We start from the raw sequence: 20292 nt of genomic DNA on the forward strand, positions 1-20292 counted from the left end.
CTGCGACGTCGAGGGGTGGTTGTCGGCCTCTCAGGCGGCATCCCGGCGCCTCATACGGGCCGAGTCGCTGCATAATGGGAGTTGGATTGCTTTCGTCGGTCTGGCAGCGGTCCAAGGGGGCAGCAGGATGGGGAAATGCCATGTCGAATGCAATGTCGAATGCGGCGTCACCAGTAACACCGATGACTGACGTCGCGAAGTCGCGCTTCGTCAGCAATGTGGCTGCCAACGCATGCTACATCGTTCTGAACACAACCATCATGCTCTGGTATATCCCGTTTCTGGTAAATCATCTCGGTGTAGCGGCATACGGGATGATTGCGCTCGCAAATTCCTTGGTCATGTATGGAGCCCTTGTGGGAACCAGCCTAAACGTTTCCATTAGCCGTTTTCTTGCGATAGACCTGAACAAGGGGAATACAGCCGGCGCAAACGGGACATTCAACACAGGCCTGGCGCTTTCGGCAATTGCTTGTAGCATTCTGTTGGTCCCGGCAGCCATTCTGACCTATTTCCTTCCTGCGCTCTTCAATGTTCCAGCCGGGTTGGAGCGCGCGGCCCAGTTTCTGTTTGCAAGCGTCGGCGCTGCATTTCTCGTGACAATACTGAGCAGCAATTTCGGTGTTGCAAGCCTGATCAAACATCGCTTCGACCTGCGAAATATTGTAAATTCGCTAACGTTGCTAACGCGAGTGGGTATCATAGCACTCTGTTTCATAGCTTGGCCCGCAACCCTCTGGTACGTCGCAGCGGCTTTCGTCATTGCCGCCATGATCGGGCTTGCAGGCGATGTAGTCGTCTGGAGGCGCTTGGCGCCCGAGTTGCATCTCAACTACCGAAATATCGATCGTCATCACTTTCGCGCGCTTTCGAATTTGGGAAGCTGGTCGGCAGTCAATCAGACCGGCACGCTCTTGCTGATGCAGGTGGACCTCCTGATCGTGAACGCCATGTTTGGTGCCGAGATGACCGGACGCTATGGTGCCGTCCTGCTCTTCCCTGCTTTGATCAATACGCTTACGGAGGCGGTCGTCACGGTGTTAAGTCCGGCAATAATGGCGCGCTATGCCGCAGGCGACATTGACGGAATGCGCCGGATCGCTTGTCATTCCGTCAAGCTCCTTAGTGTTGCATTAGCCCTGCCGGCTGGCCTGCTGTGCGGCTTTGGCGCACCTTTGCTGCATCTGTGGCTAGGCCCGCAGTTTGCTCAACTTAACGTGCTGCTGATCCTTCTGGTTGGTCATTTGGCTGTTAACCTAGCTGTCAGGCCGCTTTTCTACGTAGTGACGGCGTACAACCAGGTCAAAGTGCAAGGGCTGCTCACCCTCGCCCTTGGCTTGGCGAACATCGGCTTGGCGATCGCGCTTGCACGCTGGAGCGGATGGGGAGTGGCCGGGGTCGCGGCTGCCGCGGCCATCGTGTGGACGCTCAAGAACTGTCTGTTCATGTCCAGCTTCTGCGCAACCCTGTTGCGCCTCCCCTGGTGGTCATTCTATACGCCCTTGACGGCCGGAGCGCTCGGAACGCTAGCCGTCGCCTTCGCCGGGAGGTTGGTTTCACAGTTTTGGTGGCCACCTAGCTGGCTCGCTCTCGGCGCCATGGTTGCGACAATAGCTGTGTTGTACAGTATAGCTGCTTACTTTTTCTGTTTAAATCGCGCGGATCGTGAATTGCTGTGGAGCGTTGTAAAGGGAAGATCCCGTGCTTAATTGGCGTGCACCGGTCCTGAGGGTCTACGACACATGGATTTCCCATAACCCGATCCCCGGCTATTGTTCATTCTTGCACGAATTCCAAAGCCGGCCGGTCTCACGCCAGCGTGAGGAGCAGTACGAGCGGCTTTCGCAACTCTTACGGCACGCTGCGCGCAACGTGCCGTATTACCGTGATGTGCTGGCCGCAACTGGGGTGGTGCACGGCGATCACGTGAACCTCGAACGCTTTCGGCAAGTGCCGGAGCTTACCAGGGAGGTGTTACGCACGAAATTCGACCTTCTGAAGAGCGACGATCTGGTCTCGAGGGCGTGGTACAAGAACAGCTCGGGTGGAAGCAGTGGAGAACCCGTGACGGTGCTGCAGGACAGATACTACAACGATATGGGGCAGGCCTTGACCGGGATGCACCATTCCTGGGCTGGTCGAGGCTTCGGCGAGCCCTTCGTGAAACTTTGGGGGTCGGACCGCGACGTACTGTTCGGGACCGTAGGATGGCGTAACAAGCTCAGCAACTTTATCCGGAACCAAACCTTCCTCAACTCCTTCGATCTAAGCAGACAACGCATGCAGAACTACGTCAGAGTAATTCAGCGTGTGCGCCCCGTCATCATCGAAGCTTACGCCGAAAGCATCTACGAACTTGCGCGCTACATCAATGCCGAGCAGATCAAGTTGCCCCCTATCAGGAGCGTCGTCACGAGCGCCGGAACTCTGTATCCCTTCATTCGTGAAGAGGTCACGCGTGCCTTCGACTGCCCCGTGTTAAATCGTTACGGCTCACGGGAAGTCGGCAGCTTCGCCGGCGAGCGCGAGGCCGGAGCAGGGCTGAAAGTCTTCACCTGTACACATTTTGTCGAGATCTTGGATGAGGCAGGCGAGCCATGTGGGGCGGGGGAAGAAGGAGAAGTGCTGGTCACGTGCTTGACGAACTACGCCATGCCGATTATCCGCTACCGGATCGGCGACCGCGCGGTAGTCGCAGCCGCGGTCTCGACCCCCACGCCCTCCGTTGAAAAGCTGGCGACGGTTACCGGACGCATGATGGATGCCTTCCTGCGCAGAGACGGCTCGACGATCCCCGGATATTTTTTCGTCCACTTCCTTGGTGTGGTACACAAATCCGGCTGGCTGAAGAAGACCCAGATCATCCAGCAGGACTACGACTCGATTCTGATTAAGATGGTCACGGCAGGGCAGCCACCGGAAGGCGCCTTGGAAGAAATCCGCAGTTCGCTGCAGCGTGTTACGGGAACCGCATGCCAGGTTAACTTCGAGTTCGTCGATGCCATTCCGAAGCTGGCCTCAGGAAAATACCGCTATACGGTGTCGCTCGTTTCTCGTCCGCCACACAGCACATCCGCAGTACAGTAAGTGGGTGAAGTTCGCACAGCCTGCGTCGCAACAGCCGCTTCACCGGCTCCGCAGGGGAGCTCGCTTCACGAGTGTTAAGGAGTGCCGCACAACACACGGCCAACTCGACGACGCGACAGTCCAGGAAAGGCGAACGCAGCTCGATAGAACGCGCCATTGAGGCACCATCATGTCACAGAATGTCGACCGGCAGGCCGGCAGGTACAGCGCCTAATCGAGTACCTGTTGGCGCGCCCGACATCGTTTGCCCCCGCCGTGGCACTGCCGCGAAATTGTCCACAGAAGGGCCGATGGCGAGTTGCGGACCGGATCGGTTCGCACACGATCAAAGGGCGCGGCGAATCCCCATCCTGATCTGCCCAGGGCGCATCCAGATCGGCGTCTGATTTTCCAAGCCGACTCACACGTTGCCCAATCGGGCGCGGTGCGGCTCGTCCAGTCTCCCCAGCCGGATAGTGTGCTGGCGGGAGCTTTTGAGATCCCTTCAAAAATGCACCGGTCCCTGGAGAGACCGTTCAGGGCCAGATACTCGGCAAGTGCGGCAGCCACGTCTTGGCAATCGCCTACGCTGGCGAAGGGTGATTAGCCCGCGTTTGCAAGTCCCCCCTGATGCTAGCCGGAAACAAGAGCAATCCTAGAAATATGAAGAAAGTCGGATGGGCAGCCATGCCTCCGCCCTTCAACCATGAGGCGAAGTAGCCCACGGACACGCCCAGCACCAGCGGAAAATAGCCTGCGACCAGCTCATCGTGACTATGCAATCTGCCGCGGTAACGGAAGAATTGCCAAACCCCGAGAACTACTGCACTGGCGTACAGAACGACACCGAGCACGCCTGTCTCTGCTGCTACTTCGAGAAGAGGATTGTGACTCGGCACACTAGCGCGATCAGCGTAGTTGCTCGTCAGGGGAGCGACATATTGGTAGAGTTCGGACGGGCCGTTGCCAATTCCCACCCCGCTCCACAGGTGGTCGCGTACAAGTTGCAAACTAGCATACCACAGCACAACGCGTCCCCCCAGATCTCCGCCCTCACCTTCCTCGAAGCGTCGCACGAGGACATCAGTGGCGAGTGGTGCGATGGCAAGCAGGGTAACCACCAGTATTATTCCGACGATGCCGAACGGCCTCATGGGCTTGTAGAAGAAGAACGCGAGCAGCACGAGCAGGAGCGAGATCGAACTTCCCCGGGACCCGCTGAGGGCGACGAGGCCCAAGGTGCAAAGGATGAAGAAAATACTGAGGACCAGATGGAACGCGCGGGTCAGGCCGGCGGAGCGCAATACCGGCCAAATTTGGCCGGGAAGCGTCAGGACCAGGGTCACACCAAAAAGATTCTCGTTCATATCCAAGACTTGCAGTCTCTCACCAAGCTGGTAACCGCCTGCGAAAACTGCCTGCAATCCAGCCAGGATGAGCATCCAGCCCACCAACATTAGGACGCGCATCAATCCGTCTATGGCTGCGATTGATCTGACCTCCACAGAAATGAGTAACAGCACAATGAATCCACTGGCATAGGCGACAAGTTCTTTCCGGGCCAGGATGAGATCGGGAGCCCAAAGCAGGGTGACGACCGCCCAGACAAGATAGAGGGCCATTAGAACACATACGCCGTTCCACTGAATGTGCTGCCGCTGAACGATGACGCTAAGCAGCCACGCCCCTAGCGCTAACGCCAGAGCCGAATTAGCGGCGACAGTGTAGACCAACCCGGACCGCAGCCCCATTGGCATCAGCGCAAGGAAGATCGCGACATAAAGGGCGCTCAAGGGCCGTTGGACTAGATAAAGAGCGATGGCGGCGCCGCCGGCGGCGCCGACGGCCAAGATGGGAGCCCGGGGATCGCCCCACAGGATCAGCAGCAACGCCATCAGGATGGCAAGCAGGACAGCCGAGCTCACATACATCAGGCTTATCGGGGATGGTATATCAGGAGAAAGATTCGACACCGCTCGTCTCCCTGCCTTCGAATCCGATTCAGCTGCGATCCAAAGATGGCGTCGCGACGTTCCAGGTCCGGCACCGGCCTAACTGCACTCCCGGAAGCGCCCTTTCCAAGGCTCGGCACACTGCCTCGAGGCTATGCTGCCGGCGAACGTAGGAAAGCGCGAGTTCTCCGCACCGCTGATTGAGCGACTTCGTTCGAACGATCGTATCCACATCGTGGACCAACTGAGTCATGGTTCGGCTAACGAAACCAATCCCCTTCTGCTCGATCACTCCTCCAGGATCCACCGATAGTGACACGACCGGAACCCCAACACTCCATGCCTCAAGCATGGTATTTGGGAACCCTTCGACGGACGATGTATTTACCAGAGCCTTAGCTTTCGACAGCAGGGCCATGACCTCGTTGTCGCGCTTGGGGCCGTAGAAGATCAGGTTGTTAAGTTTGCGGATCCGCTGTTCCAGCGCCACCTTTACCGTGCTGCTTACCGTGGGATCGAATCCGCCCACCACTGCGAAGCGCAGGCGGGGCAGCGCTTCCGCCAAATCCAGGAACAGATGGAGTTGTTTGCTTCTTCGGATCTTCGCGATCCAGATCGCATCAATGGTGGTCGTGTCGTATACGCGCGGATACTGGGAGACCGAGCGCACCAGATTCGGCACGTAGGCCGAGCGCTCCCGCAAACGCCGGTCGAGCGTAGCCAATTGCTGGTGATGCTGGACCGCAATCACGTCGGTACTTCGCATGCCAAGGCTGAATAGCGGAGCGTGGAACCATTTCTTCTGATCGTAAGCGGTCCACGGCGTGCAATGAACATCGTTGGCCAGGGCATATATGAAGCGCGTATCGCGGCGCGATCTGGCAAACAGGCCCATCAGCCAAATAAAATCTGTTGGGAGGCGCGCATAGAGAACATCCGGGCGCAACGTGTCCATGGCACGCCAGAATGCTGGGAGACTTGCCGGCAATCGCCACGCCGGTGCGGCAGCGATGCAACTGACCCCCGCAATCTTGCTGGGGGACTGCGTGTGCCCGTCGCCATAAATGAGGCTTACCTCGTGCCCCAGACCTGCGAGAGCCGCGGCAAGATGAGCTATCTGTGCTTCAGCACCGCCCGATGAGCGACTATCGCCGGCAAGGACCTGAGTCGATCTATATCCAGGAGAAACAAAGCACCACCGCAACGTCCAACTCCCACTCTACGGCGAAAACGCATTATGTGCTGGTCGTGACCTCTGACCGGAGGGCGCCGGTTCGGGTTAATTCCAAAGACCGGAGCGCGAATAGTTTTTTCGGTGCTTCTGAAGGAATTCACCAATGTCCCCAAATCGATACCGTGCATGCTTGCGCAGATGGACACGCGTCAGCACCGCATGAACATTGGTCAGGCTTTCAAACCGAGTAGAGCAACGCAACTGCTGGAGGGCATTGCCGACGACCTCGCGCCTGGTACTTCCCCACCGCACTGCGAAAATCACCTCGTCGGCTATCGCGGAAAGGAGGCGGGTTTCCGGTGCGAATGTCGGCGGGGCGTCAATGATGACGCAATCATAGCGTCCGCGCAGCCCTTGACAGACATCAACGATTTTCTGAGCCACAAAAAGCGAAGGTTGGTCAGCACCTGTCCGCCGCACCAGAAGATGGTCGCAATCCAGATCTGGGATCGGGCTAATGGGACCAGCGCTCGTATATTCGGGAGAAAGCGTGTGCTCGCCATTCCGGCGCGCCATTTCGAATGCAGCTGTAGTTGACGGATCCTTTAGCTCGTGCAGGTCACGGTCGATCAGGAGAATCCGGCGGCCAAGACGCGCCGCGCAGGCCGCGAAACTTGTCGCAAGCGTTGTCTTGCCCTCGCCAGGCACACTGGACGTCACGAGAATGATCATCGGCTTGGCACTCGGACCAGCAGGTTGGAGGATTGCTGCCACGATCGAATAGATGGCCTGACCGTATGCCGATGATAGCCCATTGAACAAATAGCGGTCGCTCTGGCGGCGGTAAGTCCACCGAATGTTAGGGACAAGGCCGACGCACGAGACTCCAAGGGCGTCAACTATGTCACGTTCGCTCCGCAAGGTGCGGTCCATGCGCTCGAGCATACCCGCGATAGCCCATCCGAAACCCGAGAAGGCGATGAGGGCGGCTGGAATAAAGAGGATCGGGTTGATCGAGCTTGGGCGCGTCGGCGCTCGGGCAGATGTGAGGACATGCGCCGCCACTGTCGCGTCCTGCTCCTCGGCCAAATTTTGCTTGCGCCGGAGAAGTTCGTCGTAATGGTTCGCCGCGGAAGCGCTTTGGCGCTCGAGAAAGCGAAGTTCGGCTTCGGAAGCGAGGCGGTCGGCGGCCTGGCTCTGCAGTGACTTCAGATCCTGCTCCAGCATCGAGGCTTGTGAGCGAATTACTTCGACCTCGTTCTTCAACCGAGCCTGCGAACGCTCATTTTCGGGGTCGCTTACTGCACCCGGTTCTGGAGCCGGCATATCGTGACTCTTGACCTGCTCCTCACCTGTGGCTGCGGTACCACGAGGCCTATCGATAGCAGCCTCTCTGACCGCTATTTCGGATCTCGCACGTGCAAGCTGCCGCCTCGTTTGGGCGATCAGTTCTGTATCAGCCTCGACATTGCTCATTCCGTGAACAATGCGGAACGATTCCATCCTCCCTTCCGCTTGATGAACCTCGGATTTGACCTCCACCAGTCTCTGGTCCAGCCAAGCCAGCAAACGTCTGGCCTGCCGCCGGTTCCGATCACGCAGCTCATTGATGTGGAGGTCCACGAATTGGTTCACTATGGCTGCGGCCCTTTCAGGACTCTCGTCGGTGTAGCTCACGGAGATCACGCGGGAGCGGCGCTCTTGATTGACCTTTACGCCAGCTCTGAGTTCCCCGACGGTGGGAACACCTGGCCGCGCATCACCAGCCTCGGCTTCTGAATCCGGTGTGGGAAAGATGCTTTTGATCGAGCCAATCAACGCCCGGAACCGTGCCCGTAATGTTTTGATGGAATTCCTCAATACCGAGGTTTCGTCTGGCGTTTCCGACTGAAAGTCCGGGTGATCGTAGAGGCTGGCCTGAACCGAGCGGATATGATCTTCGGCAGTTAGAAGAGCGATTGCCGTATCGATGACGGTCGGATCGACGGTTTCGAATATGGTCGACTGAGTTGAGTTCGCATCGCGCGGGCCAGGGTCGATCATGAGCTGAGCCGTTGCCGTGTACGAAGGCGGGACTGCCAAGGCGGCAATGAAAGTCACGAAAGTACCGAATCCTGCTATGGCACCTATTAGTACCGTGTGCCGCCTCACGATGTCGGTGAGTTTGGAAAATTGGACACCAGGATCCGGTCGCGAATCCGAATGCGCCGAACCGTCTATTCGAGAGTATCTCCCGCCTGGTACCCTAACGCGTTCCATGACTTGCGGCCTTCTATTTCGTCAGGACAACTTCGGAAATTTGGATGGCATGCTTGGCCTCCGATGCCGCGCCGTCTGGAGGAAACCGGTATTCAATTCCTAAGGAGACCGCGGAGGTGCGTCTTCATGCGTTCAGATGGTGTCGGCAGGCACAAAAGAATGAGACTTTGAGGAGTGGGATCGAGATCTTCAGGATCAATCCATGCTCCGTCGGGCCGAGCCAACCGGTTCACGAGCAAACGCGTCGGGGACGTCATGAAGACAGCAAGGTTAGGCCTACGGCGCCAAATGCTAAGCGTCGGCTGGATGCCACTCCTGTTCACTCTCGTGGCTAATGCAGCCGCAACCGAATACAAACTTGCGCCAGGGGACGCGATAGAGGTCACGATCGAAGGATTGCCGGAGTGGCATCACCGTGTCCCCATCGAGTTCGATGGAACGATATCTCTGCCGACGCTGGGGACTATCGAAATCGCAGGTTTGACGGCCGCAGAAATGCGGAACAAAATCGCAGCCGCCCTGCCGACACGACTGTTCCGGGAAAGGACTCCCGAGGGCCGCGAATATAGCGTTCTGGTTCTCCCTACTGATATCGCGGCAAGCGTTGCCGAATACCGACCTATCTACGTCGATGGCGACGTCTTGACGCCAGGCCAGTATGCGTTCCGGCCTCTTATGGCGGTTGGACAGGCCGTTGCCCTTTCGGGGGGCTACAGCACCATACGGGGAAGCCATGCCACGGCTGATCCTAACCAATTGGTGGACTTGCGCGAGGATTACAATCTTCACGCGTTGGAATATGTCAGAGAAACCGTGCACCTGTCCCGGCTGCAAGCCGAACTGAACGATGCAGATAGCTTCGAAGAGAATATTCCGGCAACCCAGCTGATTCCCGCTGCCAACCTGGCAAACGTCATTCAGTCTGAACTGAATTTGCTGAAAACCTCACAAGAAAGCTACCATCAGGAAATCGCCTCAATTCGCGCCGCGATGAAGCAAGCGGACGGGCAGATCGCAATTCTCGCTCAACAGGAAGAGAAGGAACAAAGCGGAGCACAGGCTGATGCACAAGAGCTTGAAAAGCTTACCACGCTGTTCGAGGCCGGCAACGTGCAAGCTACGCGCGTGTCGGAGGCACGCCGCGCGGTGCTGCTGTCTTCCACGCGCCAGCTTCAGACAATAGTGAACAAGATGGAAATCCAGCGAGGACGGGAGGCCTCAGCGCAGACTCTCAACAAGACTGCAAACTCGCGTCGGATCGGACTCCTTCAAGACATTAGAGAGACGAGCGAGAGACTGGCCGGTGCGGAGTTACGATTGAGGGCCGCCAGTGAGAAGCTTCGCCCTGGCGGGACGACTTCACCCTCTGAAATGCTCGGAACGGCTGCGGCGCCTGTGATCACGATCACGCGCAAAGTCGATCAGGATTGGCGCCTCGTCCCGGCAGACGAGCATACCGAGCTGTTGCCCGGCGACATCGTCAAAGTCTTGCTCCCTTCCAACCAGATGCCGGGTCCCGCAGCGGTGATCGGGGAAATAGATAAGACGCCGCAAAGCCGCCAGCCTGCCGAACAATCCGCTACGGTCCAGACGCACCAAAAACAAGACCGGCACACCACAAGTGCAAAGGACGCCTCCAAAAGCGAGTTTGACTAATGGGCGCGGCACGCGGTTCGAGGCAAGCGGAGGCGATCGCCGTGGTCGTCGGACAGCTCGGACAAGGCGGAACAGAGCGGCAACTCTATAATTTTCTCGCCCATTGTGATTTTACCCGCTGGGCCCCCACCGTCTACGTGTCGGGCGAGCTCGGGTTCTGGGAAGCTCCGATACGCAAGCTCGGCATTCCTGTGGTGCTGTTGAAGGGCCGCCGCCTGGATAAGATGCGCCAATTGCGTGCGGCATGCGTCGCCCGCAAAACACGATGCTTCTTTTCTTGGTCGTCCTATACCAATGTGTTCGCGCTCGCCTTGACCGGGCTGGGCATCCGACGCATCGGATCATTCCGCAACACGTTGTTTGCTGATCTGCCGACAGAATGGCGCGGCTTATGGTCTTGGGTGAGCGTGGCCGGCATCTCTGTCGCGGTTTGCAATTCCCGCGAGACCCAGGAGCAGCTCGCGCACCGCCTCGGCTCAAAAAGGTCTGTCGTCTATGTGCCCAACGTGGTCGAGATTTTCCCATCTGATCAGATAGCCAAGTGGCGTGCCGAGTGGCGTCGGCGGCTTGATCTGCGCGACGACGCAGTGTTGGTGCTTGGGGTAGGCCGACTAGCGCCGCAGAAGCGCTTCGACCGGTTTATCGACACGATCGCACGAGTAAGTCGGCACCGCAGGGTGCAGGCCGCGATTGCCGGACAAGACCTCGGTTGCCTCGGCGAGTTGAGGAGCCAAGTGGCGCGTCTCGGACTTGACGATAGAGTCCGTTTTCTCGGCAGCGTGCCTGATGCCCGAGAACTCATGTGCGCTGCGGACATTTTCCTGCTGTCTTCCGACTATGAAGGCATGTCCAATGTTGTGCTGGAGGCCATGGCCTCGGGGGTGCCCTGCATAGCCACGCGAGTGAACGGCGTCGCCGACCTCATCCAGAACGGCGTAACCGGGATCATAGCCGAACCCGAACCGGACGAGCTATCACGCCATGTTCTTCGCCTCGGATCGGACCCCGGCATGCGGCGCGAGATCGGCACTCTTGCGCGCACCTGGATCGAGCAGAAGTTCCAGCCGAAATCGGTGACTGGCCAACTCTGGACGTTATGCGCGGCGGGGAACGACGCCGACACAAGAGAAGGGATTGGCCATGCGACTCGCCATCTTCGTCGATCAGGTTTTCTGGCGCGACGGCGACACTCTTTCGACGGATGAGCCTTACATCCTTTTTCCAGCTAGCTTCATCGAGTCCGTCGACGAGATCATCTTCATCGGGCGCGAGGCAAGGCAAGCCGGGCGCGGGCCCTATGTGCTCGACCACCCGGGGATCACGCTATGCTCGCTCCCCTACTATCCGAACTTGTATCAGCTGTGGCGCCTCAGCCCGAGTACGTTCCTGGAGATACGTCGCCGAATTTCCGAGCAGGCGCGGAGTTGGGATGCGATCCTGATTGGCGGTCCAAATCCGATCGGGCAGATGATCGCGATGCAGTGCATTTCCCTCGGTGTGCCGGTGAGCCTCGTGGTTCGCCAGAACCTGATCCAGCAGATGGACACCCATCGGGGTTTGAAACGCCTCGCTGCCATGGCGGCCGCAAATGCACTTGATTGGCATTTCAAGCGGCTTGCGCGTAACCGGACAGTGTTCGCTGTAGGCGGAGACCTTGCTCGGGAGTACGGCCGCTTCACCAACCGTGTGCACGAGCATATGCCCTGTCTGATGAGGGACGCGCAGCTCAGGACCTTTGCAGAAATGTGTTCCGGGCCCAATCCAAGGCGTTTGATCTGCGTTGGCCGGCTGGCTCCCGAAAAGGGACATCACGTGCTTCTCGAAGCACTAGCGCACCTCAAGCAGCGCGGGGTGTCGTGCCACCTCGATATCGTTGGAACAGGACCGCTTGAGGCGGAGCTCAAGGCCCGATCAACCGCTCTCGGCCTACGTGACAACGTCACATTCCGCGGTTTCGTGCCTTACGGGCCGGCTTTGTTCGAACTTTACCAGCAAGCCGGAGCGCTCGTGCTCCCATCCTTCACGGAGGGCTTTCCGCAGGTCATCAATGAGTCGCTGTGCATTGGTCTACCCACGATCGCGACGGCCGTGGGAGGAATTCCGCTTTTCCTGAAAGACAATGAAACAGCCATGATTGTTCCGCCAGGCAACGTCACTGCGCTGGCAGCTGCGATCGAGCAAGTGGTATGCCGCCCTGAATTACGGGAGCGCTTGCGCAGCAATGGGCGCGCGCTGATGGTCGACAATACCATGGAAGCCAATCGCGAACGGATGATTGGAGCTCTTCATGCCGAAGTCTTCTCAAAAAAGATCGCCTGAATACCGGTCAGCGCTCGCCGACTATCCAGGAGCGCGCATCCCTGAGCAGCCGACCGTTGGCATCGTTATCCCGGTCTGCAACGAGATCGCACATCTTAGTGCACTCGCTTCCAACCTTTTCAGTCAGGATTATCCCGCGATCGCCGAAATCTGGTTCGTTGACGGGGGGTCAACCGACGGAACGCTACAGATGCTGCAACAGATGCAGCGGCGCGACCCACGAGCGCGCGTCATCGAGATTCCAGGGCGTGGCCCTGCGGCTGCCATCAATCTGGCGGTTGCTCGCATGCAGACGGACGTCTTCCTGCGTCTTGACGCCCATGCCCACTATGAACCCGACGTCGTCCGGCAAAGCGTCTCAGGGCTGCTCGCCACAGGTGCGGGAGGGGTGGGAGCAATCGCGCGTCCATTGCCTTCGCAATCGCTGGTTGGTCGTGCAATCGTGGCAGCACATAGAAGTCTCTTTGGGATCGGAGTTGCCAAATTTCGCAGAGAAAACGCGTCAGGATGGGCCGACACGGTCTGGAATGGCTGCTATTGGAAGTACATCGTAGACCAAGTCGGCCCACTGCGAGAAGATCTTTGGCGTGCTGAGGATAACGACTTTAACGAACGGATACGTCGGCTCGGCTATGGTCTCTATCTCTCTCCGGACATCCGAGCTTTCTATCAGCCCCGGGAAACCCTGTCCGCACTTTGCAAGCAATATTTTGGCAACGGATTTGGCGGCGCCCTCGCGTGGGTCGAGAATTGGCGCGCGTTGCGGCTCCGACATCTCGCTCCGCTCGCACTGTTAGCAAGCCTGTCAATTCCGTTTGCGGTTTCTTTATTTTGGCCGCCCGCGCTGCTCCCCGCAGCAGGCATGCTGTTACTTTACGAAGTTGGGTTGCTGTGCGCTACCTTGCAGGCCGCTTACACAGCGCCGGGCAGGCATCTGCTCCTCTTCCCGGCGGTGCTGGCGGCGGTGCACTTGAGCTATGGATTCGGTTCCCTTTGCGGACTCGCCTTGCACGGCTTTCGAAAAGCCGGTAGCTGGCGTTGGCTTCACCCCGCGCTGGTCCTCTTGCTTGGGCTGAGCATCTTCTACTTCCTGCTGCCTTCGGGTGCTGGGCAGGGAGAACCGGTCATATGGCTCGTGCCTAGTTTGGAACGAGTAAGCCAGGACGCTGCCCCCGGCGATCGGCTGAAGATCGAGCTTTATGCAGCTCGTGGTGAAACCGAGTCGTTCCAGGTTGGAATCCGTGCGCCGGGCACCGCCCTCACCAACGTGACGATTCAGGTCCAAGATCTGGTCAGCCCAGGCGACCGAGCCCGTATCGCTGCGAAGAATGTGACGCTTTACCGCGAACACTACGTCCATGTGGCGCGATCCAGTCCCGACCTGAAAGGGTCGAACCGACCGCTTGGCCCGGGATGGTACGCTGATGGGCTGATACCGCTGGATACCGAGGGAATCACTTTAGCGGCACAGGGCCATTCCCGACCTGCAATCCGCTTTTCCGTCCCTTCGCGCGCTAACCAGCCCATCTGGATCGACATATCCGTTCCACCCGGCACGCCACCCGGCCGCTATGGCGGCACCGTGAGGGTGTCAAGTGATCAGGGCAATGCTGTCGGCGAAGTCGTGCTTCATGTATGGGACTTCACACTCCCGCTTACCCCGTCGTTGAACTCAGCTTTCCTAATCTGGGATGCGAATACTCCGCAGGCCCAGGCGGAGTTACTGAAGCATAAGCTAATGCCGCGTAACGTGCGTGTTCAGAACCAAGCCTCCTTCGTTGACAGGTTCGGACTAAAATCCACCAATCTCGGCCTGTGGAGCAATGCCAGCATGGCTCAATGCGCGATGAAGCCGCCGCCATCGCTCGAAGAGGTGCATGAGGCGGCAGCTCAACACCATCCCGCCCTCCATCTCTTCAACTACACAGCCGACGAAATCGACCGCTGCAAAAGCCTCTATGGAACTATGAAAGCCTGGGCGCGCGTCCTGCATGAGGCAGGTGTCGACAATCTCGTTACCATGACGCCTGCCCCTGAGCTTTTTGACGATGGCACTGGAAGCGGGCGTTCTGCGATCGACATCTGGGTGCTTCTTCCCAAAATGTATGACAGCGCACCGGAGCGGATTGCTGAGGCCCTGGCAAAGGGTGATGCGGTTTGGTCATACAACGCGCTCGTTCAAGACGAATATTCTCCCAAATGGGAGATCGATTTTTCGCCGATCAATTTTCGCATCCAGCCCGGCTTCATCAGTCAGAGTCTCAAGTTGACAGGGTTGTTGTATTGGCGCGTCGATCTTTGGACAAACGATCCTTGGAACGATGTGCAGACCTATCGGACGGGAGGTAATGACTATCCGGGCGAGGGAATGCTTCTTTACCCGGGGCAACCCGTCGGGGTGGAGGGCGTCGTACCCTCAATGAGGCTCAAATGGCTGCGCGACGGAGTCGAGGACTACGAATTCATCGAGATCCTCAAGCGAAAGGGTTGCGGCGAAATCGGTGCGGAGATCGCGCGAACTGTTGGGGCCTCCTGGAGGAGCTGGACGCAAAACCCGGAAGCATTGGAGGCTAGCAGGCGGCAACTTGGATCCATTCTGTCGGGCCTTGGTGGTGCGGGAGCTGGCTGCCATGCGCATTTGACCGGCGATGAAGTCAAACTGCTTCGAGAAGCTGGATCGAGTACCCGCGGGCCGGCCGATTGAGGCACGACACGCTTGCGCAACGCAGTGTGTCCTGCATTGGACAAGGAAGCCAGCGCGAACGGAGTCCGCGCTGGCAAATCTGTCACACTAAGAAAAAGGAAGAATGGATCTGCGAGAAATGCATGTCTAGGAAGCCGATATTGCCATGGTCGCTGGTTGCGAATACGTCGTCCTTGGCGCCATCTCCATCAATGTCGGCGGGGACAAACGCCAGGTCGTTAAAATGCAGACCAGTTCCGTGCAGGTCGATTCTATCGATCCCAGCCTGCCAGTCCATTATCACATCCGTACCCCAGTTGGTTTCATGGAAAACAAAGACATCGGCATCCTTGCCGCCGGCAAGGAAGTCGTTGCCGTGCCCCCCCGTCAATTGGTCAGCCCCATCGCCCCCCTCAAGGATATCATTGCCGTCCCCGCCGAATAAGTGATCGTTACCGGATTTGCCATCGATCATCTCGGCAGCCGCGGTTCCGACGATCTTGTTTGCGCCACCATTGCCGTCGATCTCCTTGTAAGAGCCGTAGTCGGGTAGGCCGATGGGAACCTGACCAAGCCCGGATGAATCTCCAGACACGGGCCCAGATACGGGACCAGGCTCGGGCTGAGATGGGACCCCCCCCCCAGACAGCGCGGGCTGCTCGAAGGCGCCCAGATCTGGCGCGGATCCCACATAATCGTGGCCAAGGTCGATTCCTTTGTCGACAAGGTCACTCCCGTTCGCGAGATGAAGGAATTCCGTGGTCGGGAGTGAGCCGTCGGCTGCACGATGCCCCAGTGCCGTACTGTCGTTCAACGACACAAAATCGCTGGAGTCCACCTTTACAGGTAAGGTCCAAGAATTGTCTTGGCTCGATCCGGACGCCGCCACTCTTCCGATTCCGGCCGAAAGATTGTTGCGGAAGGTATGCTCCTGTTCCCAAAATCCATAATTGTATAGGCCGTTGTCGTACGCGGTATTGTTCTGGAGCGTTATTGGGTTGGAGGCGGAATTCTCGTCAAAACCGTTCGCATGATTCCCCCACGCAACGTTGTCGCTCACGATATGGCCACCGGAGGTGCTGCTCGTTCCCGCGCGAGCGCCGCCCAGCTTGAAGCCATTTCCATCACCAGCCACGCTGCCATCATTGGCGTAGCCATTGTCGAAGGCCCAGTTGCCCTCGATGACAAGGGGGGCAGCATGCGTGTTGTCATGCACGTTGAAAAAATCGTAGCCATCGTCCGAGTTGGCCCACGCTCGATTGCCCCTCAGCACGTTACCCGTGCCCGTGGTGGAGACCTGAAAGCCGTCCGCGTTGTCGCGATGCAGATCTTGGTTATGGTGTGAGTCGTTGTTGAGGAGCAGGTTGTTCGAGCTTGCGCCGAACAACACAATGCCCTTTCCCTCCCACTCGGAATTCCATCCGTTGTGATGGACGTTCAACTGCTCGATCGTGTTGGAATTCGATTGGCCCTCGATCATGAGCCCACCTTCAGGCCCATTCCTGATCTCAAGACCCTTAATGTGGTTCCACGACACACTTTCCATGTCGACGACATAGCCGCCGCTCATTGAGGATCCGTCCAGGATGGGTACCTCATTCTGGTAGTTTGTCACCGTAATCGGATTGCCACTCGTGCCGTCATGCGTGAGCCGCACTTCAGATGTGAGTTCATAGACACCTCCGCGCATATAGATCGTATCGCCGGGCTTTGCGATATCGTGCGCATGCTGAAGCGATGCGAATGGTGTATCCAACAGACCAGCATTATTGTCTGATCCATTCGGGGACACGTAGTAAGACGCCATTCTGTCTCTCCTTGTAGGTTTTATTGCCTTAGTTAATACAACCTATAGTTTAGTTGTAATTCCCTCAAAGGCGGTTAGTTATTGATTCGATTCTTCGAGAGTGCGAGGGCTGATTGGACGCCTAATGCGACAAGACTTTGTCCGCATCCAAAATTCCACAGAAAGTCGAAGAGGCGCGTCATCTCCATGGGAGGACAGCTCGAGCGGCTGCAAGGCCCCAGCCAACAGCCCGAATTCCAGCAACGCGACGCGGATGGCGTGCGCAGGGCCTCGCCATCGGCTCCTGCCTGACGTCCCGGCCAAGCCTCGGACATGGCTCACATGGCAGTGCGAGGAACTGATGCAGGAGGCCTGCTTCCGGCCGAATGCTGGCCGACAGAGCGACGACGGCGGTGCCATCCGTAATGATCTCAAACGATGCGGCGTCGAAGCAGTAATCTCGACAAAGTCGAAACGGAAGATTCAGCGCCCCGTCGACAAGCCCAAATACGCTCCCCGCAACCGCATCGAGCGCTCTTTGAGAGATCCGCTACGATACTCCGCCAGTCTGGATCTTGTGCTTGATCCACTGGCGCTCCATCCTTGCTCGTTCTCTAGAGTCTATGACGTTCTCGCCACGCTGCTGCCGAACATAATCGAGGAACGTCGCTACCGGTACGAACCAGCCATTCTTCGAGGCGAGGCGCCTTACGAGTTCCCTGAACCGCCAATTGAGATTTCCGTCCGTATCCTGAAAACCGGCAGCGAAATGCGTATACATGATGCAGGCACCGCCCTCAGCTTCCAGACGATCCTGGTTTGCTTCCGAAATGGTACGAATAAACGAATCGACGTTCGGCCCCTCAGATGATGAGAACCATTGTTTCACAAAGGGCCTCTCGGGATCGTAATATGGCATGAGAGGATAGGTCTTCATCGTATTTATATCCCCGGTAATGAAATTGCGTACGTAGTCTATACGATCGCGGCACAGATCTCCCCAAAAGTAAGGACTTTTTTCGCAATGACCGTAGAAGCTTTGTCTTTTCAGAAGGAGCTTATATGCTTGCCTCCTGATCCCGCTCAGCCGAGCATCTCCCCAATAGATATTCTCAGCGGAGCTGGCATGATTAGCCATGGTTCGAGGGTAGCCGCCAAACAACTCGCGGAAGTATTCAAGGCCATGCGCGATATTGGTTCGCTCTGAGCTATGGTAGGTCGCGCCGTGAAAGCCTATCTCAAATCCATCGCGGCGAAGTTCACGGATATACGCCAGATAAGCCGGATCCTCACACGTAGCTCCGCCCATCTTGGAGTTCTGGGATCCGCGAATTGGCCAAACAGACTTCGTCGTGAGAAGGCCATAGTCGCGCAGGCAGTCATAAACCTTCTCAAAATTGCCAGGAACTGCAAGGTCCGTGTCGTCAAACACCGTGAACACGAAGGACTTTCCATCTGGCCAGTATAGCTTTTCCATTCAAGACATCACTTCGTCCTCGAACGCCTCGGCAACTACCAGATCATGTCACGAAACCCGTGTCATCGCGCGATCGAAGGATCGGCCCGTGATCTCAAATTAAAGATCCGGCGTTTCCAGCCACGCGGCGCGTCGTGCAACATTCTCCCGGCATCTCGCAGCATAGATACTACAACGCTCCTGGATGCTCTAAACTGCTGGTACATTACTGTATCACCACCATATTTCTCCTTGTAAGCGCCGCCGCCGCCCCAATAGTGCCAATGTACACCTCGACGCTTCCAGTACTTCATCGCATACCAGTGCATCACCTCATTAGGCCGTGCGTTCTGGTGCTCACGAAGGCTGGCGTTTCCCCAGAAATAGGAAATGTCATTAAATCCAGGGAATATACCTGTCGCAATGCTCCGCCCGTCTGGATCGCGCGCGCGTAAGAGAAGTAAATCGCCCGTTGGATAGATGTGCCTGATAAGAGCTTCCACTCGATTCATGCCATATGTTGGCCGCATGTTCTGCTTGGCGAAGACGTCTTCCAACTGAGTAAAGTACTCTCCCGCAAACCCATCCGGCGCGGCTTCCTCGATAACGACTCCGGACTTGGCAGCTTTCCTGATGCAGCGCCTGCACGCTCCGTCCATGCGGGCGAAAAGTTCGTCTTCTGTCATCAGAAGGTTTGATCGAAAGGTACGGACGAGCTGCGCTTTGACTCTGACGTCTCGGAAGTGCTCCCCGCTCAGATAAGGATCTGAAATTTCCAGATGATGGCAGCCCAGGTCAGAGAAGGCGTAGCCGATGAGCGCGTCGACTGCATCGGCTCTGGACACCTCGTGCCTCAGATTGAATCCCATATACGGGGTCGTCCAGCCTGGGAATGGACTTCCTAGTATTTGGAAACCCATCCGCCGGACGATGACACCTACAAAAAATCCAACGGTCACGCCCGCGTCTTCAATTCGAGCCACAACCGGATCCCCGGCCTGGGTCTCGCAAATGAAATCAATCCATGCCTTTCGCTGCGAAAAAGTTCGGTCGCTGAAAGAATCGAGCAGCGGCCAATCTACGCCGGTATAGACCTCCCTTTCCAGCTTCATCCCGCCCGTCCCCATTCCGCCGTTACATGATACGACAGGTCTAGGAGACTCGAAACTCTGATTTGTGCGGGAACTGGTTGAGTGGCCCGTCCGTTGTGATTCCCTTGAGTTGCCTAGACTTGAGCGAGGTCCCAACATGGGTTGGACGGAGGGCCACCCGCCGGCAATATTGCCGTGCGGGGCAGCGGGATGCAAAGATGCAAACGCGTTGACGGACAAGAAATGGGCGTTGATCGAGCCATTCCTGCCGGGAGCGAAGGCGGAGGGTCGACTTCATTGCGGGCGGTCGTGGACCCATGCGGTGGTCGCTCTTGAGATGGCCGATGACGGGCTCGACGGCGGAGAGGCGTCGCAACGCTCGTTTGACGGCCTTGGTGAGGCCACGCTTGCAGCCGGCGACATAAACCTTGAGGGTGTTGTCCTTCGGTGCATTGTGGCCGCGATAACCGGCATCGGCGAGATCTTGGAGAGGTTGGCGCCAATCGAGCTCCCGATCGCGGGAAGGACGGTGGCCAGCGCTCTGACTCATCTCGGCACGTGGACCCTCGAAATCATCAAGCGTTCGGACGCCGCCAAAGGCTTCGAGGTCCTGCCACGACGATGGGTCGTCGAGCGGACTTTCGCCTGGCTGGGACGCAGTCGCCGGCTCGCCAAGGATTTCGAGGCCACCATCGCCAGCGCTGAGGCGTGGATCTTTATCGCGTCCATCCGCGTCATGTGTGATCCGAGTTTCGAGTCAGGCTCCTAATCTTACTGAGTCAGAAAGTCGCGGCTGCAAGGGGATTCGCGCTGGTCGCGGATTTGTTAGGGTGCTGCTTCGTGATCAGGG

Annotated in this window: 13 protein-coding genes and 2 pseudogenes; 7 read left to right on the forward strand and 8 right to left on the reverse strand. The window is 57.7% G+C overall.

Going from position 1 to position 20292, the window contains the following annotated elements; all coding sequences use genetic code 11:
• The first annotated feature begins 140 nt into the window (after window positions 1-140).
• Both NKJ46_RS27845 and NKJ46_RS27850 read left to right on the forward strand, forming a co-directional pair.
• Complete coding sequence (locus NKJ46_RS27845; RefSeq protein ID WP_352669286.1) at window positions 141-1709, forward strand: lipopolysaccharide biosynthesis protein; 1569 nt, start codon at window positions 141-143, stop codon at window positions 1707-1709.
• A complete protein-coding gene (locus NKJ46_RS27850; protein WP_352669289.1) occupies window positions 1702-3087 on the forward strand; it encodes a phenylacetate--CoA ligase family protein in 1386 nt (461 codons plus the stop codon). The genes NKJ46_RS27845 and NKJ46_RS27850 overlap by 8 nt, the downstream gene beginning before the upstream one ends.
• On the opposite strand, the gene NKJ46_RS27855 is transcribed toward NKJ46_RS27850, so the two are convergent.
• From NKJ46_RS27855 to NKJ46_RS27870, 4 genes are all read right to left on the reverse strand, one after another.
• On the reverse strand, window positions 2981-3244 hold the full coding sequence (locus NKJ46_RS27855; protein WP_352669292.1) for an asparagine synthase-related protein: 264 nt from the start codon (window positions 3242-3244) through the stop codon (window positions 2981-2983). The genes NKJ46_RS27850 and NKJ46_RS27855 overlap by 107 nt on opposite strands.
• A gap of 406 nt (window positions 3245-3650) precedes the next feature.
• On the reverse strand, window positions 3651-5039 hold the full coding sequence (locus NKJ46_RS27860; protein WP_352669294.1) for an O-antigen ligase family protein: 1389 nt from the start codon (window positions 5037-5039) through the stop codon (window positions 3651-3653).
• Window positions 5040-5067: 28 nt separating this feature from the next.
• Entirely contained in the window at window positions 5068-6222 is a 1155-nt protein-coding gene (locus NKJ46_RS27865) for a glycosyltransferase family 4 protein (RefSeq protein ID WP_352669297.1), read from the reverse strand.
• Window positions 6223-6297: 75 nt separating this feature from the next.
• The gene (locus tag NKJ46_RS27870; protein WP_352669300.1) at window positions 6298-8292 is read right to left on the reverse strand and encodes a GumC family protein; all 1995 of its coding nucleotides are present in this window, start codon (window positions 8290-8292) and stop codon (window positions 6298-6300) included.
• A gap of 465 nt (window positions 8293-8757) precedes the next feature.
• On the opposite strand from NKJ46_RS27870, the gene NKJ46_RS27875 reads away from it, so the two are divergent.
• Genes NKJ46_RS27875 through NKJ46_RS27890 form a run of 4 tightly spaced genes read left to right on the forward strand, consistent with a single transcriptional unit; the run spans window position 8758 to window position 15130 of the window.
• Entirely contained in the window at window positions 8758-10107 is a 1350-nt protein-coding gene (locus NKJ46_RS27875) for a polysaccharide biosynthesis/export family protein (RefSeq protein ID WP_352669302.1), read from the forward strand.
• On the forward strand, window positions 10107-11312 hold the full coding sequence (locus NKJ46_RS27880) for a glycosyltransferase (protein WP_352669305.1): 1206 nt from the start codon (window positions 10107-10109) through the stop codon (window positions 11310-11312). The genes NKJ46_RS27875 and NKJ46_RS27880 overlap by 1 nt, the downstream gene beginning before the upstream one ends.
• Window positions 11248-12426, forward strand: a complete 1179-nt coding sequence (locus tag NKJ46_RS27885) for a glycosyltransferase (protein ID WP_352669307.1) — start codon at window positions 11248-11250, stop codon at window positions 12424-12426. Before NKJ46_RS27880 ends, NKJ46_RS27885 begins: the two co-directional genes overlap by 65 nt.
• Window positions 12383-15130, forward strand: a complete 2748-nt coding sequence (locus NKJ46_RS27890) for a glycosyltransferase (RefSeq protein ID WP_352669310.1) — start codon at window positions 12383-12385, stop codon at window positions 15128-15130. The genes NKJ46_RS27885 and NKJ46_RS27890 overlap by 44 nt, the downstream gene beginning before the upstream one ends.
• Window positions 15131-15212: 82 nt before the next feature.
• Here the strand turns inward: NKJ46_RS27890 and NKJ46_RS27895 are convergent, their stop codons facing one another.
• The 4 genes and pseudogenes from NKJ46_RS27895 to NKJ46_RS27910 all read right to left on the reverse strand — a co-directional run.
• Window positions 15213-16916, reverse strand: a complete 1704-nt coding sequence (locus NKJ46_RS27895) for a calcium-binding protein (RefSeq protein ID WP_352669312.1) — start codon at window positions 16914-16916, stop codon at window positions 15213-15215.
• A 529-nt stretch (window positions 16917-17445) separates the two neighbouring features.
• Window positions 17446-18372: a polysaccharide deacetylase family protein gene (locus NKJ46_RS27900; RefSeq protein WP_352669314.1), complete on the reverse strand. Its 927-nt coding sequence runs from the start codon at window positions 18370-18372 to the stop codon at window positions 17446-17448.
• A 62-nt stretch (window positions 18373-18434) separates the two neighbouring features.
• On the reverse strand, window positions 18435-19463 hold the full coding sequence (locus NKJ46_RS27905; protein WP_352669316.1) for a GNAT family N-acetyltransferase: 1029 nt from the start codon (window positions 19461-19463) through the stop codon (window positions 18435-18437).
• 292 nt (window positions 19464-19755) lie between these two features.
• Window positions 19756-19917 (reverse strand): annotated as a pseudogene (locus NKJ46_RS27910) (IS5/IS1182 family transposase); the annotation flags it as partial.
• A 75-nt stretch (window positions 19918-19992) separates the two neighbouring features.
• Between NKJ46_RS27910 and NKJ46_RS27915 the strand changes: the two are divergent.
• A pseudogene (locus NKJ46_RS27915) lies at window positions 19993-20211 on the forward strand (transposase); the annotation flags it as partial.
• Window positions 20212-20292: the final 81 nt, after the last annotated feature.

It is taken from the genome of Mesorhizobium sp. M0166, assembly GCF_040322255.1.
GTDB lineage: Bacteria > Pseudomonadota > Alphaproteobacteria > Rhizobiales > Rhizobiaceae > Mesorhizobium.

Bases quoted from the DNA above. Each gene is read 5' to 3' on its own strand.
- NKJ46_RS27845 (WP_352669286.1), top strand. From the start codon at position 141: ATGTCGAATGCAATGTCGAATGCGGCGTCACCAGTAACACCGATGACT.
- NKJ46_RS27855 (WP_352669292.1), bottom strand. From the start codon at position 3,244: ATGGCGCGTTCTATCGAGCTGCGTTCGCCTTTCCTGGACTGTCGCGTC.
- NKJ46_RS27875 (WP_352669302.1), top strand. From the start codon at position 8,758: ATGCCACTCCTGTTCACTCTCGTGGCTAATGCAGCCGCAACCGAATAC.
- NKJ46_RS27880 (WP_352669305.1), top strand. From the start codon at position 10,107: ATGGGCGCGGCACGCGGTTCGAGGCAAGCGGAGGCGATCGCCGTGGTC.
- NKJ46_RS27885 (WP_352669307.1), top strand. From the start codon at position 11,248: ATGCGACTCGCCATCTTCGTCGATCAGGTTTTCTGGCGCGACGGCGAC.
- NKJ46_RS27895 (WP_352669312.1), bottom strand. From the start codon at position 16,916: ATGGCGTCTTACTACGTGTCCCCGAATGGATCAGACAATAATGCTGGT.
- NKJ46_RS27900 (WP_352669314.1), bottom strand. From the start codon at position 18,372: ATGGAAAAGCTATACTGGCCAGATGGAAAGTCCTTCGTGTTCACGGTG.
- NKJ46_RS27905 (WP_352669316.1), bottom strand. From the start codon at position 19,463: ATGAAGCTGGAAAGGGAGGTCTATACCGGCGTAGATTGGCCGCTGCTC.